Annotated in this window: 14 protein-coding genes and 1 pseudogene; 5 read left to right on the top strand and 10 right to left on the bottom strand. The window is 58.5% G+C overall.

The window, feature by feature from the left end:
* Window positions 1-18 precede the first annotated feature (18 nt).
* Complete coding sequence (locus V9T28_RS04325) at window positions 19-879, bottom strand: C40 family peptidase (RefSeq protein WP_116401013.1); 861 nt, start codon at window positions 877-879, stop codon at window positions 19-21.
* Window positions 880-1,073: 194 nt separating this feature from the next.
* On the opposite strand from V9T28_RS04325, the gene V9T28_RS04320 reads away from it, so the two are divergent.
* From V9T28_RS04320 to radC, 3 genes are all read left to right on the top strand, one after another.
* On the top strand, window positions 1,074-2,372 hold the full coding sequence (locus V9T28_RS04320; RefSeq protein ID WP_116401012.1) for an MFS transporter: 1,299 nt from the start codon (window positions 1,074-1,076) through the stop codon (window positions 2,370-2,372).
* A gap of 69 nt (window positions 2,373-2,441) precedes the next feature.
* On the top strand, window positions 2,442-3,269 hold the full coding sequence (gene map / locus V9T28_RS04315; RefSeq protein WP_116401011.1) for a type I methionyl aminopeptidase: 828 nt from the start codon (window positions 2,442-2,444) through the stop codon (window positions 3,267-3,269).
* Window positions 3,266-3,976, top strand: a complete 711-nt coding sequence (radC, locus tag V9T28_RS04310; RefSeq protein ID WP_116401010.1) for a RadC family protein — start codon at window positions 3,266-3,268, stop codon at window positions 3,974-3,976. The genes map and radC overlap by 4 nt, the downstream gene beginning before the upstream one ends.
* Window positions 3,977-4,580: 604 nt before the next feature.
* Here the strand turns inward: radC and V9T28_RS04305 are convergent.
* The 8 genes and pseudogenes from V9T28_RS04305 to V9T28_RS04270 form a co-directional block, all read right to left on the bottom strand.
* Complete coding sequence (locus V9T28_RS04305) at window positions 4,581-5,585, bottom strand: Ldh family oxidoreductase (RefSeq protein WP_116401009.1); 1,005 nt, start codon at window positions 5,583-5,585, stop codon at window positions 4,581-4,583.
* A 1-nt stretch (window position 5,586) separates the two neighbouring features.
* A complete protein-coding gene (locus V9T28_RS04300; RefSeq protein ID WP_116401008.1) occupies window positions 5,587-7,572 on the bottom strand; it encodes an oxidoreductase in 1,986 nt (661 codons plus the stop codon).
* A gap of 96 nt (window positions 7,573-7,668) precedes the next feature.
* Window positions 7,669-7,797: pseudogene (locus V9T28_RS04295) on the bottom strand (DUF3422 family protein); the annotation flags it as partial.
* A gap of 28 nt (window positions 7,798-7,825) precedes the next feature.
* A complete protein-coding gene (locus V9T28_RS04290; protein ID WP_116401007.1) occupies window positions 7,826-8,896 on the bottom strand; it encodes a quaternary amine ABC transporter ATP-binding protein in 1,071 nt (356 codons plus the stop codon).
* Window positions 8,889-9,776: an ABC transporter permease gene (locus V9T28_RS04285; RefSeq protein WP_116401006.1), complete on the bottom strand. Its 888-nt coding sequence runs from the start codon at window positions 9,774-9,776 to the stop codon at window positions 8,889-8,891. Before V9T28_RS04285 ends, V9T28_RS04290 begins: the two co-directional genes overlap by 8 nt.
* 99 nt (window positions 9,777-9,875) lie before the next feature.
* Window positions 9,876-10,877 carry an ABC transporter substrate-binding protein gene (locus V9T28_RS04280; RefSeq protein ID WP_116401005.1) on the bottom strand — a complete coding sequence of 334 codons (1,002 nt, stop codon included), beginning with the start codon at window positions 10,875-10,877 and terminating at the stop codon, window positions 9,876-9,878.
* Window positions 10,878-10,945: 68 nt separating this feature from the next.
* On the bottom strand, window positions 10,946-11,740 hold the full coding sequence (locus tag V9T28_RS04275) for a pyrroline-5-carboxylate reductase family protein (protein WP_116401004.1): 795 nt from the start codon (window positions 11,738-11,740) through the stop codon (window positions 10,946-10,948).
* A 13-nt stretch (window positions 11,741-11,753) separates the two neighbouring features.
* On the bottom strand, window positions 11,754-12,383 hold the full coding sequence (locus tag V9T28_RS04270; protein WP_116401003.1) for a TetR/AcrR family transcriptional regulator: 630 nt from the start codon (window positions 12,381-12,383) through the stop codon (window positions 11,754-11,756).
* A 143-nt stretch (window positions 12,384-12,526) separates the two neighbouring features.
* Here V9T28_RS04270 and V9T28_RS04265 point away from each other — a divergent pair, with 143 nt between their 5' ends.
* Both V9T28_RS04265 and V9T28_RS04260 read left to right on the top strand, forming a co-directional pair.
* Window positions 12,527-14,563, top strand: coding sequence for an NADH:flavin oxidoreductase (locus V9T28_RS04265; RefSeq protein ID WP_116401002.1), 2,037 nt, complete (start codon window positions 12,527-12,529; stop codon window positions 14,561-14,563).
* A gap of 45 nt (window positions 14,564-14,608) precedes the next feature.
* Window positions 14,609-15,211, top strand: a complete 603-nt coding sequence (locus V9T28_RS04260; RefSeq protein ID WP_116401001.1) for a dimethylsulfoniopropionate lyase — start codon at window positions 14,609-14,611, stop codon at window positions 15,209-15,211.
* A gap of 156 nt (window positions 15,212-15,367) precedes the next feature.
* On the opposite strand, the gene V9T28_RS04255 is transcribed toward V9T28_RS04260, so the two are convergent.
* A complete protein-coding gene (locus tag V9T28_RS04255; RefSeq protein WP_116401000.1) occupies window positions 15,368-16,324 on the bottom strand; it encodes a LysR substrate-binding domain-containing protein in 957 nt (318 codons plus the stop codon).
* Window positions 16,325-16,415: the final 91 nt, after the last annotated feature.

Below are 16,415 nucleotides of genomic sequence, written 5' to 3'. Positions count from 1 at the left end.
ACGGACCGCGGCATTACCCTACAACCGCTTGATGCGCCGGATCGGTCCTTCTCCCGCTGCCAGAATGCGGTCCACCGCTTCGCGCAGCGGTTCCGATGCCACCAGCATGTGATAACCATTGGCGTGCAGCAATGTCGTTGCGTCGCGCATGATGCCGACATGGCCCTTCCAGAAGATGAGATCGCCGCGCTGCAAGCCGCTCAAATCATCGTTCCCAATAATTTCCTGCCCAAGCTCGCGCTCCTGCATATCGCTGTCGCGCGGCGCAAAGACTCCGGCTGCCTGCAGCGACACTTGCACCAGGCCGGAACAATCGAGCCCGAAGCTCGTCTTGCCGCCCCACAAATAGGGTGTGTTAAAAAACCGCTCGGCCACAGCGACAAAATCGCTTTCATGCTGCGTAATCGGTGCGAGATGCGGCGCGTAAATATAGCCGCCGCGTTCGAGTTCGGCGAAATTGCCCTTCACATCGCGCACATGCACGCGCGAGCCGAGGGACAGAAGCTCGTCCGTCGGCTGTTTGATGCTCGGCCCAGGATAGACGAAGGTGCGCAAGACCTGCACGCGATGGGTCGGCTCCTTGCCCGGCCCGCCCAGTGCTTCGCTCGGCACCCAGCCGACATAATGGTCGGCCGCCAATTGCACCCAGGACCAACCTTCCTCATTCGCGTCGTAAAGCGTGACGCTCTCGCCGCGCAGAGCCTGTGTGTCGATGCCGATATCGGGGCGCGGATCGCGGCGCAGCGGCGCATAGGGCGCGACGATTCGCATGGGACGCCCAACCGCATAGGCCTCGGCCGTCACCTGCCCGCGCAAATATTCCGCCGCCAAGGCTTGGCGGGCGGGGGTGGTGCGGCGATCGAAGGTGGGCGCGTTCATTGCGGCAAGGCTCCTGTTGCCGCGCAAAATCACGTCGCGCGGCCTGATGATGCGACTCTATAGCATAGGTTTTAGCGTTCCCTGAATCATAGAGCGGCCCGTGCCCGGTCAAGCGACCGAACTTGACAGGATGCAAAACCCGGCACCCAATGCGGACAAATTGGCCAATCAACGGCCCATAGGGGAGACGCCTGATGTCGGAGCTTGAGAAGAGCACCATGTCGAAAGTGACATGGCGGCTCGTTCCTTTTCTCATGGTTTGTTATTTCATTGCTTATCTCGACCGCGTGAACATTTCCTTTGCCGGCGACAGCCTGATCAAGGACCTCGACCTCACCAAGGCCGCTTTCGGCGGCGCCGCCGGCATCTTCTTCATCGCCTATTTCTTCTTCGAAGTGCCGAGCAATCTCGCGCTCGACCGGTTCGGGGCGCGGCTCTGGATCGCACGCATCATGTTCACCTGGGGCCTCGTGACCGGCGCCCAGGCCTTCGTGACCGGCATTGTCAGCCTGAATGTGGTGCGCTTCCTACTCGGGGTCGCGGAAGCGGGCTTCTTTCCGGGCATCATCTTCTTTCTCACCCTCTGGTTTCCCGCGGCCTATCGTGCGCGCATTGTCGGCATGTTCATGGTCGCGATTCCGGTCTCGACCGTGTTCGGCGCGCCGCTCTCGAGCCTCATTCTCTACCTTGACGGCGTGGCTGCGCTGCACGGCTGGCAATGGATGTTCCTGCTCGAGGCGTTGCCAGCGCTGCTCATGGCCTTTGCCGTCTATTTCTACCTGACCGACCGGCCACACGCGGCCAATTGGCTGAGCCCCGAGGAAAGCCGGTGGTTACAGGGCCAACTCGACGCCGAGCGTGCCAACCGCGAGCGCCACGGCGCCATGTCCTGGCTGCGCTCGATGTGCGATCCGCGGGTCGTCGCACTCGGTTTCGTCTACATGGGCTGCAACATCCCCCAATATGGCTTGAGCTTCTTCCTGCCGCAGATCGTCAAGGCATTCGGCGACCTGACCAAGTTCCAGGTCGGCTGCATCACCGCCCTGCCCTACGCGGTCGGCGCGCTTGGCATGATCTATTGGGGCTGGCGCTCCGATAGGCACGCCGAGCGCAAGTGGCACGCGATCATCCCGCTCGGGGCGATCGTCCTGGGCCTCGGCCTGGCGGCGATGATGGAGATGCCGACGGCCAAAATGGCCTGTTTGTGCATCGCCGGCTTCGGCTTTTTCGCGGTTTTACCGGTTTTCTGGACGCTGCCGACCACGTTTCTCACTGGCACGGGCGCAGCGGCCGGCATCGCCGCGGTCAATTCCATCGGCAATCTCGGCGGGTTTTTCGGGCCGCAGGTGTTCGGCTGGCTCAAGGACAAGACCGGGCAAGACGCCGCCAGCTTGAGCTTCCTCGCCGCCTGCGCCGTCGTCGGTGCGGTGATAGTCTTCGTCCTGGGGCACAACCCCACCCTGGAACGGCCGGCGGCCAAGCAAACCGCATGAGGCTTGCGCGCCGGGCAGATTGGCTTACATAGGGAGCATTCGACCTTTTTTCGCAAGATTTCCGGGCCAATGACCTATACCGACGCCAATGTTTCCACCGGCCGCAAGCAGGGCCAGATCCGGCTGCACGGCCCCGACGCCTTCGAGAAGATGCGCAAGGCCGGTCAATTGACCGCCGAAGCGCTCGATCTGATGGCCGCGCATGTCAAGCCCGGCGTGACCACCGAGTTCCTCGACAAATTATGCTTCGAATTTGCGATGGATCATCAGGCCTACCCCGCGCCCCTCTTCTACCGCGGCTATCGCAAGGCGATCTGCACCTCGATCAACCACGTGGTCTGCCACGGCATTCCCGACGACAAACCGCTCCGCGACGGTGACATCGTCAATATCGACGTCACTTTGATCGTCGACGGCTGGCACGGCGATTCGAGCCGGATGTATGCGGTCGGCGAGATCAACCGCAAGGCCGAACGGCTGATCGAAGTGACCTATGAATCCCTGATGCGTGGCCTTGCGGTGATCAAGCCCGGCGCGACCACCGGCGACATCGGCGCGGCGATCCAGGTTTACGCGGAGGGCGAGCGCTGCTCGGTGGTACGCGATTTCTGCGGCCACGGGCTCGGTCAATTGTTTCACGACGAGCCCAATATTTTGCATTACGGCCGCCCCGGCGAAGGGGTTGCGCTGAAACCCGGCATGCTCTTCACCGTCGAGCCGATGCTGAACGCCGGCCGGCCGCAAGTGAAAGTGCTCGCCGACGGCTGGACCGCCGTCACCCGCGATCGCTCCCTCTCGGCGCAATTCGAGCATACGATCGGCGTCACCGAAACCGGCTGCGAGATCTTCACCCTGTCGCCCAAGGGCCTGCACCATCCGCCCTATCGGACCGCATGAGCGCGGACGCGGACAAACCTCAGCCCGCGCCCCATTACCACGGCCATCGCGAGCGGTTGCGCAGCCGCTTCAGCGCGAATCCCGACGCCCTGCCTGATTACGAATTGCTCGAACTCGTCCTGTTCCGCTCAATCCCGCGGCAGGACGTGAAGGGCCTCGCCAAAGAACTCATCGCCACTTTCGGATCCTTCGCCGAAGTGCTCAGCGCGCCACCGGCGCGGCTGACGGAAATCAAGGGCATCGGCGAGAGCGTCGCGACCGATCTCAAGATCGTCGCCACAGCGGCGACGCGCCTTACCAAAGGCGCCATTCGCGAACGCATCGAGCTTGGCCGGTCGCAGACCGTCCTCGATTATTGCCGCGCCAAAATGGCCTTTGCCGAGCGCGAGGAATTCCGCGTCCTCTTTCTCGACCGCAAGAACATGCTGATCGCCGACGAAGTGCAGGGCGTCGGCACAGTCGACCACACGCCGGTCTATCCGCGCGAAGTGATCAAGCGGGCGCTCGAACTCTCGGCGAGCGCGATTATTCTCGTCCATAACCATCCCTCTGGCGATCCCGAACCCTCGCAAGCCGATATCCGGTTAACCCAGCAGATCAGCGTGATCGCGCAATCACTCGGCATTTCGGTGCACGACCATCTCATTGTCGGCCGCAATGGTCACGTGAGCTTGCGGGCGCGGAACTTGTTGATGCCGGGCGGGTGAAGGATGCGAATCCCTTCTCCCGCTAGGTGAAGGCGCGCTATTCGCGACATTTCGAGATGACCCGGGAGATTCTTGGTTGGCGTTCCGAGCGCGGTGGACCTGATCGGCCGGATCGAAGCGATTTGCCGGTCGCAGGCTCGAGAGGCTCGACAATGTGGCCGAATAAGCAGTGCGTCGGTCTTCAGGGGAGTATGTTCAACGCGTTTCCACTTCGTTGAACATCGGCTACGCTCAACGAAACTAAATTTCGTTGAGCACATATTGCCAATAGACCGTGTCGCCGACATCGTCGAATTCCATTTCAGCGATGGTCCCCGCCCCAGGCGCTCTCTCCGTCAAAGATGGACCCTGGCTTCTTGACGATTCGACGGCGTGGCTCTCGGAGAAGGTCTTAGCGCGACTGCGTGAATCGCGGCACGCCGCATAATCGAGACCGGAAAGGACATACGGGCCGCCCCGTCAGCAAATGATTTGTTTCGTCTGACCTCAACAATCGGCGGAAACGTATCTCCGGCGTCGCCATGTTCAAGTTTTCGGGGATCAACGACTGGTACTGTAACGTCATATCGCCCTCCTGACTGCCGCTATCGCACTACCGAATATCCTATCCATTCGAGGCAAAGCGACAAATCGTTTCAAACGCGCTACGCGGCACCTTCAGGCCTTCTGACGGCGACCGCGGGAACTTCATGCCGCTTACGCCAGGAACAAACACGCCCTGTTCCTGCAGGCGCGCGGCTTGGTGGTGTGCACGACTAACACGACCATCGTCAGCGCGACCCGGCATCATGGCAACTACCGTCAATCCCACCGCCGGGGAGACATTACCGGACCTGAAATCCGGCGTGTCCAACGACCACGGTCCCCCGGACAAACCGGCCGATAGCATTTCCACTAGCAATGCGACATTTGCGCCCTTGCGGCCACCGAACGGCAAGAGTGCTCCGGCTAGTGCCTTAGTGGGATCCTGCGTATCGGCCCCATTTTCATCGACAGCCCACCCCTCTGGAATCGACCGCCCCTCGGCGGCAGCGGCGACGATATTTACATAAGCGGTTGCGCTGGAGGCCTGATCGATGATCAACGGCAACGATTTATCTCCAAGTGGAAAGCCAAACGCGATCGGGTTCGTGCTATAGACGGAGGGACCTCCTGCCTTCGCTACCATCAGAGTATTCGCGTTCGTCGCGGCCAGCCCGACGATTCCTTCGTCGGCAAGCCTGCGAACGTAATAGCCAAGCTCACCAGTCGTGTAGCTGTTCGTTTGGGTGAATATGGCGATACCGAAATGTCGCACTGTCTCGGTTAAATCATTGAATGCGAGATCAAAGCCAAGCTGCGCGATTCCGCCGTCGGCGTCAGAGACAAGAAATGCGGGAAAGGCGCGCTTCAAGGTTGGTACAGGATCGCATTTGATGCGCCCCTCACGAAAGCTGTTCAGATAGTCCACCATATGTGGAAATCCGAGCGTAGGGGGACCATAAAGCGCGGCGGACAATGTCGCGTCCACGAGCGAGCGCGCGCTGGATCGGCTGGCGCCCGCGGCCAGGCACGCTCGCATCGCCAGCTCTTCGGCCTCGCTTCGCTCGAGCAGAACCTCATCTGACATGTCAAATCTCCAGACCGGCTTTTCTGCCCTCATAAAATGCGTACGGAGCCTGCCGCGGTGCCGCGCAGTCCCCGATCTGGCGTACGGTCACCCCAAGTTCAGCAAGTTTCGGCATGAGCCAATCAGCCGCTGAATTGGTGGTTGCCATCACCAGCGAGTCCGCTTCCACAAACCGGTGTGCGCCCGTGTTGTGATCAACGAGCGTCGCACCGTTCCCATGCCATTCAACCACGCTCACTTCGGTAATCCATTGAACGCCAAGCTTTCTCAACGCCTGTCGCGTCGGCACGTCCGCTGCGGTTCGTTGCAATTCCTTGCCCACAAACGGGTCTGGAGTGATGATCGTGACTTGATGTCCGTCTTCCGCCATCTTCCAAGCCGTACCACATCCTCTCCAACCGCCACCTTCATCTAGGATAAGAACGCGGCCACCGACTCTTGCTTGCTTGGCCATGACGGCTTCGACGGTGAAGACGTCGCCCCTTTCGATTCCAGGCAGTATCTCGATCGCCGGCAGCGCCTTCTGAAACCCTGTTTCCGGCGACAAGGAACCTGTCGCTACGACCACGACATCGATCTCCGAGGCATCAATTTCCCCTGCCTCAACATAAGCATTGAGGCGGATTTCCACGCCCAGTTTTTCCAACTGGCGCTCGTACCAATCGAGGAGATCGAGGATTTGAGCTCTTCGGGGCTGCAACCCCGCAAGTCGAAAATTGCCGCCAAGACGACTCGAGGCTTCCGCCAAAATCACTTGATGGCCACGTTCAGCAGCCACCCTTGCGGCTTCAAGTCCGGCAGGGCCTCCTCCAATGACGAAGACGCGCTTGGGCTCGTCCGTCTTCCAGAACCGATCACCGTTCCATTCGAACTCGCGACCGGCTGACGGATTGATGAGGCAACTGATCCAGTAATCCCGAGAACGGCGCCCCCAGCACATCTGATTGCACGATATGCAGCCACGGATGTCTTCCGGGCGGCCTTCGCCAGCTTTCCTTGCCAGATGGGGATCGGCGATCTGACCACGCACGATCGATACCAGGTCCGCGGCACCTTCGCCGAGAACGGTCTCGGCGTTCTCCGGTGTCCGAATATGGCTTTCGGCGATCACGACCGCGTTTTTGACAACTTTCTTCAACGTAGCCGCAAGATCTGCCCCCAGCTTCTCCGGATAGAGGAATGTCGGCATCAACTTGTAGAAATCGAGATAGCTGCCGGAGCCGCATGTGACATAGTCGATGAGACCCAATTCATCGTGAAACTGGACGATCTCGGCAAGTTCGTCGCGCTGAAGGGCGATAGTCACATCTGGCTCATCGCTCACGGCAAGACCAATGATGAAGCCTGGTCCGCACACCTCGCGTATTCGAGTGAGGATTTCCCTGGACATGCGGGTCCGGTTTTCCAGTGAACCGCCCCACTGGTCCTCACGCCGATTGCTCCAAGGTGTCCAGAATTGATCGACCATGCCGAGATAGGCTGCCCAGACCTCGACTCCATCGAATCCTGCCTCACGGCATCGGCGCGCCGCCTGAACAAAGCCGTCGATCGTCTCCCAGATTTGCTCCTCCGTCATGGAGTGCGAGCCGTCGCTGTCGTGATAGCTGGGAAGGCCCGAAGGCGACCAATGGGGATGAAACGAATTATCGGAATCGCCATGCGCGCCGACATGGTAAAGCTGTTGGATCGCGACTGCGCCATTATCCTTTATGGCGCGAGTAACCTCCCTAAAGTGAGGGATGACGCTATCGTCACATGGCCGAAAGTTTCCACGAGTCAGTACTGCTGCGGGATGCACCGGCATGGGTTCGACGACAATCATGCCGGCGCCGCCAATGGCACGCTCGGCATAATAGGCGACATGCTGGACATCCGGAACACCGTCCTTCGCCATATTCGCGGTGTGTGCGCCGAAGACGATTCTGTTGCGTAACGTGTGCCCGCGTAGGTTGAGTGGCGAAAAAAGGCGCGGGAACATTTTCAACATTCGCGGCTCCTGGCTTTAATTTAGTGCGATGGATTTTTACGCGTGATCATCGATATGGCGGATGATACTTCTCCGCACGTGACGTACGGTTCGCCAAGGAGCACCATTTTCATCGACAAGGGCGACATGCCAGACGTCTGTGTCGCCATCGAAGTAGAGGGATGGCCGTGCGTGGAGCTCGTTGTGTAGCTCCTTTCGCAATGGGTGCTCATAACCGTGGAGCATTCTATTCAGCCTCCCTCGCTCATTGTCGTCATCGCGCGATATGAGCGCTGTGACCTACCGAGTCCTGAGAATTGACCATTGCACCCGCAAGTTGACGGAGCGTGACAAATCCCAAGGGCTCTCCGGATGCTGCAACCACGGTCACATCGCCGTCAGGCACCGAGGTTAGCATACGCACAGCTTCCTCTACAGTTGTACCCGCCATCACCTTTTGCCCGGTCGGAGCCTTGGTGGATTGCAAGGGTGTCATGACGGCCTCGACATGAACAACACGGCCCCTGTTGACCTCTTTCACGAAGTTGGCGACGTAGTCATCGGCCGGTCGCAAGACAATGTCCTGGCTCGTGCCCTGTTGAATGATCTCGCCGTCGCGCAGAATGGCGATCTGATCCCCAAGGCGTAGCGCCTCATCGAGATCGTGGGTGATGAAGACGATCGTCTTCTTGATTTCCTTTTGGATGTCGAGAAGAACCGTCTGCATGTCCATGCGGATCAGCGGATCGAGAGCGGAATAGGCTTCGTCCATCAAAAGGACCGGAGCGTCATTGGAAAGCGCGCGCGCCAATCCGACGCGTTGCTGCATGCCGCCTGACAATTGGTTCGGATATTTCTGCTCGAAACCCTTCAAGCCGACCCGTTCCAGCCATCTCATGGCGACGTCGACTGTTTTCGCGCGCGGGGTGCCCTGAACCTCAAGTCCGAAAACGGTATTGTCCAGAACGCTCCTATGCGGGAGCAACGCAAATTTCTGGAAAACCATGGCGGTCTGGTGCCGTCGAAATGCACGAAGCTCGAGTGCGCTCATTTTGACGACGTCGACACCATCGACCAGCACTTCGCCTGCCGTCGGGTCGATCAAGCGATTGATATGCCGGATCAGCGTAGATTTTCCAGAGCCGGAAAGGCCCATGACGACTTGAATGGAACCAGACGGGATTTCGATGTTGATGTCCCTGAGGCCCAGGATGTGTCCGTGCTTTTGGTTGAGCTCGGCTTTCGTCATTCCCTTCTGTATGGCATCGATATGGGCCTTCGGACTGTACCCGAAGATCTTGTAGAGGTGGTGGATTTTGATTCCGCCAAAATGAGTTTCAGCCATGAACGGTCTCCCGATGCTTCTGAAGCCGTTTGCCATATGCCTGGCTGACTCGGTCGAAGATGATAGCGATGCCCACAATGGCAAGGCCGTTGAACATGCCCAGCGTGAAGTATTGATTGGCGATCGCCTTCAATACCGGCTGACCAAGTCCTTGCACACCGATCATCGAGGCCACGACAACCATCGCGAGCGCCATCATGATCGTTTGGTTGATACCTGCCATGATCGTTGGAAGTGCAAGGGGCAACTGAACCTTGAACAGCTTCTGCGACGGCGATGTTCCGAATGCGTCGGCGGCTTCGAGCACGTCCTTGTCCACCAGCCGGATGCCAAGATCCGTCAATCTGATCATGGGTGGGATCGCGTAAATAACGACGGCGATCAATCCGGGCACCTTGCCGATCCCAAGAAGCATGACGACCGGGATCAGGTAGACGAAGCTCGGCATGGTCTGCATGATATCCAGGATGGGACTGACAATCCCTCGGATCCTGTCGGAACGCGACATTACAATTCCGATCGGAATGCCAATGGCGACGGAAAGAAGGGTGCACACGAAGATCATCGAGATCGTCCGCATTGTGTCCTCCCACATTCCGAAATAGCCGATCAGCATCAAGGTCGCGAGACATGCGGCAACGATCGACAGGCTTCGACTGGCGAACCACGCTATAGCGAGTATGATGGCGACAATGATTGGCCACGGGGTTTCCGTCATGAACCGCTCGGCGGCGATCAGGAAATGTTGAAGCGGAGAGAAGAAGCTTTCGATAGTATCGCCGTAAGTGCGTGTAAACGCTCGGAAGCTGTCGTCGATCCCTTTCTTTAAATTGCGAAGGGTATCGTCATCCATGTGCGGAAATGTGTAAATCCAGTCCATCCGGTCCCCCAATTTGTGTCGATGAGCGTCAGCGTGTCCTTTTGATTTTGTGAAGCAAGAGAATGCGGTGCGCGAAACGCGCACCGCGGAATGTGGCGATTAGAGCGCGCCTTCGATTTTCTTGGCGGCGTCCGGCGAGACCCACTTGATCCAAACGTCCTTGTTTTCCTTCAGGAAGTGCTTGGCGCCGTCTTCTCCAGTGGCTTGATTATCCGTCATCCAGGACATGAGCTGGTTTACTGTGGCGTTGCTCCAGGAACGTTTCTGCAGATAGTCCATCACGTCGGGGCCCGCCTTGTCCGAAAAGGACTTCGCCACGAGCGTCACGACCGTATCGGTGGGCCAAGCATTCGGCTTGGGATCCGGGCAATCGGCCACTGTGTTGCAGCGCTTCCATTCGTTCGGATCGTTTGGCACGCCGGCGTCGAGCTTGACCATTGGATACTTTCCAAGGAGCGCCGTCGGCGCCCAATAATAGCCAACCCATCCTTGCTTGCGCTCGTATGCTTTTGCGATGGAGCCGTCGAGACCGGCAGCCGAACCGGTATCTACCAACGTGAAGCCTGCCTTTTCGGCATTAAACGCCTTGTAGTACTGAGCGGTGACGACCGTGCCGCCCCAGCCCTGCGGGCCATTGTAGATCGCACCTTTTTTGGGATCTTCCGGATCGGGGAAGAGCTCCGGATGCTTCAACATATCCGGAATTGTTTTGATGTCCGGATGGGCGTCGGCGATATATTTTGGAATCCACCATCCCTGGACGCCGCCATCCGGCAGCGGGGCGCCGACTTTAACGATCCGGCCTTCCTCCGTTCCTTTCTTGACCACTTCGGGTAGAAGGTCGATCCAGGCTTCCGGTGCAATATCGGGTTGGCCTTTCTCTGCCATCGATGTGATCGTCGGAACCGTGTCGCCAACGGTGATGTCCGCCTGGCAGCCGTAACCCTTGCTCAGAATGAACTTGTCGAGATTCGAAAGTACTTCGGCGCTCTGCCAATTCATACTGGCGATGGTCACGCTGCCGCATCCGGCGGCATTGGCCGATGAGGTTACTGTAAGCAAGCCGAACGCCAGGCATGACGATGCAAGTAGCTTTTTCATTCGCTTCCCCTCTCCTAAGCGGCATGTTTTGTTGAGCGGGAGGCCGCAGAAACCCGCACCGACGGGTGTTAGGAAAGTGTTCCCATCTCCACCGATTTCTTGAACGCCGCTTCCAGCCCCGCGGCGACGGCTGAGTCGAAGCCGGCCGAGCGCATGGCGTCCATCGCCGCCGCAGTTGTACCGGCATATCGGAGAAACGTTTCAACCGTGACACGAGGATTTTCGTCTCGGGCCTCCAGCAACCGGCCGGCACCTATCAACACCGCGTTCACGGCGCGCTGGGCAACCTCGGACGGGAGGCCGTGCGCCACCGCATCCTTCATCATGGCAGCGGCCAACAGGGCGGGAAATGCCGGTCCGGATCCAGTAAGGCCCGTCAGGTAGTCGATGTCTCGCTCGCTTTGCACTTCGTCCTGCGCGCCGCATGCATTGAAGATCGCGCGGACGATCGCTCGATCCTTCTCTTGGGTTTCGTTCGTTGCGATCCAAGGAGTGTATGACTTTGACACCTCGGCGGCGGCATTCGGCAAGGCACGCACAACGCGATCAGTCTTGTGATGGTCGGAAAGCGCAGTCAAGGTGATGCCCGCCATGACCGATATAACGAGCTTTCCTTGAGCATCGACAGCGAGGGAAGGCCAATCAGCCGGTCGAACGGAAAGCACAATCACATCCGAGCGATCTGCAAGGGTCTGATTGTCCGTTGTCCAAAATGCGTCGGGAAAGCACGTTGGCCGCTCCCGGCGGTACGAAAGTGAGAGAGTCCGCGGCTCCACAACAATGGCATTGAGCATCGCCCTGGCAATCGCTCCACCGAGCCACCCGCCACCACCAATGATGCCAATTTTTAGCGGATCGCCCACACTGAATTTCCTTTCAATCTGGTCTATAGCCGTGCCTGGAAAAGAAGCGGTCGAGCTCCCTTTGCTGTGGCTCTTGGCCCGTATAGATTGCGATGTATTCTGGGATCCGCTTCATGCGGACAGAGATGTCCTCTCTGGATTGCATCGAGATGTACCCAATCTGCACCAGATACGTCGTCCGTGCCCGGACGTCGGCGTTGAGCTCCGACAGACCAAAACGCATGAACATGCGCTTTAGCGCTTCGAGGCGAATTTGATCGACCTCGCGAATCTGTTCAAGGATCTCGGCTGATTGCAGCGCCCAGCTGCGGATAGCGAACTCGAACTTGGAGTCGAACAGCTCGTTGTTCAGCCAACAATCGAACACGTTGAGCATGGCCTCGGCGAGCGATTCCGCATACGCCTCCGACTGTTTAATGATGCTGCCGGTATTATGCTCGCGCCACCGCGCAACAAGCGCGGCAAGCAATTCTTCCCGATCCTTGAAGAACCAGTAGAAGCTTGTCCGCGAGAGGCGCAACTTATTTGCAAGCGGCAGAATCTTCACAGAATCCACTCCGGAATCCAACAAGGAGCCGTAGGCCGCCTCTATCCAAGCCTCCCTGGACCCCCGCCAGCCGCTCTCGCCCGAAACCTGCTCCATGCCTGCTCCTATCAAATTGGTCAGTGCTGTCAATAAAAATGTACACAATGGTCATATAAATTGACTATATTGCACTCTTTATTGACATCAATGTACATTTTGCCTAATTTCCGTGCTGACGCTGTTAAACCGGAGCATGGCAAATGTCGAACGACCCCCTCCTCCAGCCCTATCAACTCAAGCATCTGACACTGCGCAATCGCATTATCGTAACATCCCATGAGCCGGCTTACCCGGAAGACGGCATGCCGAAGGAGCGCTATCGCGCTTACACGGTGGAGAGGGCCAGGGGCGGCGTCGCCTTGACGATGACGGCTGGCTCCGCCGCCGTGTCGAGAGACAGCCCGCCGGTCTTCAACAACCTGCTCGCCTATAAGGACGAGATTGTCCCGTGGATCAAAGAGATGACCGATGCCGTGCATGAGGCCGGCGCGGCCATCATGATTCAGCTCACCCATCTGGGTCGGCGGACGCGGTGGGACAAGGGTGATTGGCTTCCAGTGGTCGCACCGTCTCACCATCGAGAAGCCTCGCACCGTGCATTTCCCAAGAAGATCGAGGACTGGGACATCGAACGTATCGTTAAAGAGTTTGCCGATGCTGCCGAGCGGATGAAAGCTGGCGGCATGGACGGGGTTGAACTCGAGGCTTACGGTCATCTACTCGATCAGTTCACATCACCCCTGACCAACGAACTCGACGGCCCTTACGGTGGTTCGCTCGACAACCGCATGCGTTTCTGCTTCGACGTTTTAAAAGCGATCCGAGCACGAGTCGGCGAGGATTTTATCCTAGGCGTGCGGTACACGGCGGATGAATGCCTTCCCGGCGGTACGGAGAAGGCCGAAGGCTTCGAGATCTCCAGACGGCTCAAAGACAGCGGGCTCATCGACTATCTGAACGTGATCCGCGGCCATATCGATACCGATGCAGGTCTCACTGACGTCATTCCAATTCAGGGAATGGCAAACTCGCCGCATCTCGACTTCGCGGGCGAGATTCGCGCCGCTATGAACTTTCCGACTTTTCATGCGGCGAAAATTCCAGACGTCGCAACCGCGCGGCACGCAATTGCGTCGGGCAAAGTCGATATGGTTGGCATGACCCGCGCGCATATGACGGATCCGTATATCGTCCGCAAGATCATGGAAAAGCGAGAGGAGGACATCCGTCCCTGTGTCGGCGCCAATTACTGTCTCGACCGTATCTACCAGGGCGGAGCGGCTTTCTGCATCCATAACGCCGCCACTGGCCGCGAATTGACTATGCCACACGTCCTCGAGAAGGCCCCCGTCCGCAAGAAAGTCGTGGTTGTCGGCGCCGGCCCAGCCGGCCTCGAAGCGGCGCGCGTTGCAGCTGAGCGCGGCCATGAGGTCGTCGTCTTCGAACTCGCGAACAACCCGGGTGGGCAGATTCGGCTCACCGCACGAAGCGAGCGGCGCAGGGAAATGATCAGTATCATCGACTGGCGCATGAGTCAGTGCGAGAAGTACGGCGTAACCTTCCATTTCAATACCTGGGCGGACGCCGAAACGGTTGAGAGGGAAAATCCCGACGTTGTCATCGTCGCCACGGGCGGCATGCCGCACACTGAGGTCTTGTCGAACGGCAACGACTTGGTTGTATCGGCCTGGGACATCATTTCGGGCGACGTGAAGGCCGGCACGAATGTCTTGATCTTCGACGATGCAGGAGACCATGCCGGACTCCAGGCAGCCGAATTTCTCGCGAGTTCCGGCGCCAAAGTCGAAATCATGACGCCGGATCGGTCCTTTGCACCGGAAGTCATGGCGATGAACTTGGTGCCTTATATGCGCTCACTCCAAAAGCTTGACGTAACCTTTACCGTTACCTATCGCCTTGAGGCAGTCGAGAAAGTTGGCAACCGGCTGATCGCCCATATCGGTAGCGACTATGGCGGCGTCACCAAGCAGCGCACGGTCGACCAGGTCGTTATCAATCACGGAACGATTCCGATCGACGACCTCTATTTCGAGCTGAAACCTCTCTCGAGGAATCTTGGCGAAATCTCCCACGCGCAATTGCTCGCCGGTGAACCGCAATCCGTTATCCGCAATACGGACGGCAAGTTTCAGCTGTTCCGTATCGGAGATGCGGTAGCCGCGCGCAACACCCACGCAGCAATCTACGACGGGCTGCGCATCGCCAAGGATATTTGATTGCTGGGGCGAGCCTGCTCGCCCACTTCCTTTAGAGGTGGACTGATGACTGAACGCAGCGACAACCTGCAATCCTTCGTAGACGCAACAGTCGCAGCTTTCAACGAATTCGCACGGGATCGGAAATCGCGCCATTGTATCCGTCAAATCTCCACAGCCCTGGAGCATCCCGGCGCAGTACGGCAGGGCCCAGGTAGTCGTTTGCCCGTTTGCGAATATCTCGATGCGGCTCTTTCCGTGGAAACGTCGCAACCTTCGCTGCAGCGTTTGATCGGCCAATTTAGGCGAATCGAACCGCAACTCAAGTGGAGCCGCCGTCCCACCGACGACGGAACGGCCAGTGAGAATTTCTTCTACGGTCATGCAAACACGATGATCATTGGCCCCGGAGGGCTCGAAGAACGCAATGACCTCTGGCTTGGCGCGACCATCATGGCGCCGAACGTGCGCTATCCGGACCATGATCATGCACCAGAAGAAGTCTATCTCGTCCTATCACAAGGCGAGTTCATGCAAGGGAACGGCAACTGGTTTTCGCCCGGTATCGGCGGGTCATTCTACAACCTACCCAACATAAAACATGCCATGCGATCCACCGACACGCCGCTTTTCGCCTTCTGGGCTTTGCTCGCCGAGCAGACGCACTGAACGGCCCGGCATACAGACATTAACACTGGGGTGCGCAATGAAGATTCTTGCCGCGTCAAGCGTGTGGTCGATTGCAATATAAAGATCCGAGTCAAGCCGGATGGCACAGGCGTTGAGCTCGCCAACGTCAAGATGTCGATGAACCCTTTCGATGTGCTATCGGTTTGCTGGCTGAGTCTGACCAGCTTCGGCCTTTCCGACAACGCCTTCCGCTCCGACGTCGGCCTTGATCCACTCGACGAACCGTTCCAGGCGGTCGTTCCTGGATCGCCGGGGCGCGACCACTAAAAAATAGCCGTTCCTCGTCATGATCGAACTGTCAGTCAGCCGGACCAGCGCATTGCGATCGAGAAAGCTCTGCACGAGACGCCGCCAGCCAAGCGCGACGCCCTGTCCGTTGAGCGCGGCATAGACAGCTTCGGTGTAAAAGCTGCAGCGAAGTCCCGGTAACCGCTTCGGCGCCTGTATCGCGAACGCTGCAAGCCACTCGTGCCATCCCGTCCAGCTCGGATCATTGGTATCGGATGTGATCATCGGATGTCCGAGGAGGTCCGAGGGTTCTTTAATCTGGCCCAGCCGCTGGGCATATTCGGGGCTGCAAACCGGAAATATCTCGTCTGCGAACAGCATCTCGGCACGCCCGTCGGACCAGATGCCGTTTCCATATCGTATGGCGAGGTCGACGTCACCGCCGTCGAGCGTCGCAGCCCTGTCCTGTGAAACGATTCGCAATCCGATTGCCGGATGGGCGCTTGAGAACGAAGCGATCCTGGGCATAAGCCAGAAGTGGGAGAACGCGACGCTCGCCGCGATCGTAAGCTCCCCTTCTGTTCCGCTGGGAGTGATGTCGGCAACGGTCTCTGCGATGAGATTGAAAGCGGTCGAGGTCGCGCCGGAGAGCGCCCTCCCCTTTGCCGTCAGTTCGACTCTCCGATGCAAGCGATTGAAGAGCGAGAACCCCAGCGCCTCCTCGAGAAGGTGGATCTGGCGGCTGACCGCGGCCTGGGTGACACCAAGTTCGTCGGCAGCCTTCGTAAAGCTTTCGAGACGGGCCACGGCCTCGAAGGTGGTCAGGCCCGTGAGGGGCGGAAGCTTTCTGCGAAGGGTGGCCATTTCTGCGCTGTCCCACGTTTGCAAAGGCGCTCCGTCAAGAGCGCCTTTGGCTTCATTTTCGCATTACTTTTAATTATGTCAAACCGGCTCA

The sequence above is a fragment of the Methylovirgula sp. 4M-Z18 genome (genome assembly GCF_037890675.1).
Taxonomy (GTDB): domain Bacteria; phylum Pseudomonadota; class Alphaproteobacteria; order Rhizobiales; family Beijerinckiaceae; genus 4M-Z18.
This window is presented reverse-complemented; position numbering and strand designations above follow the sequence as displayed.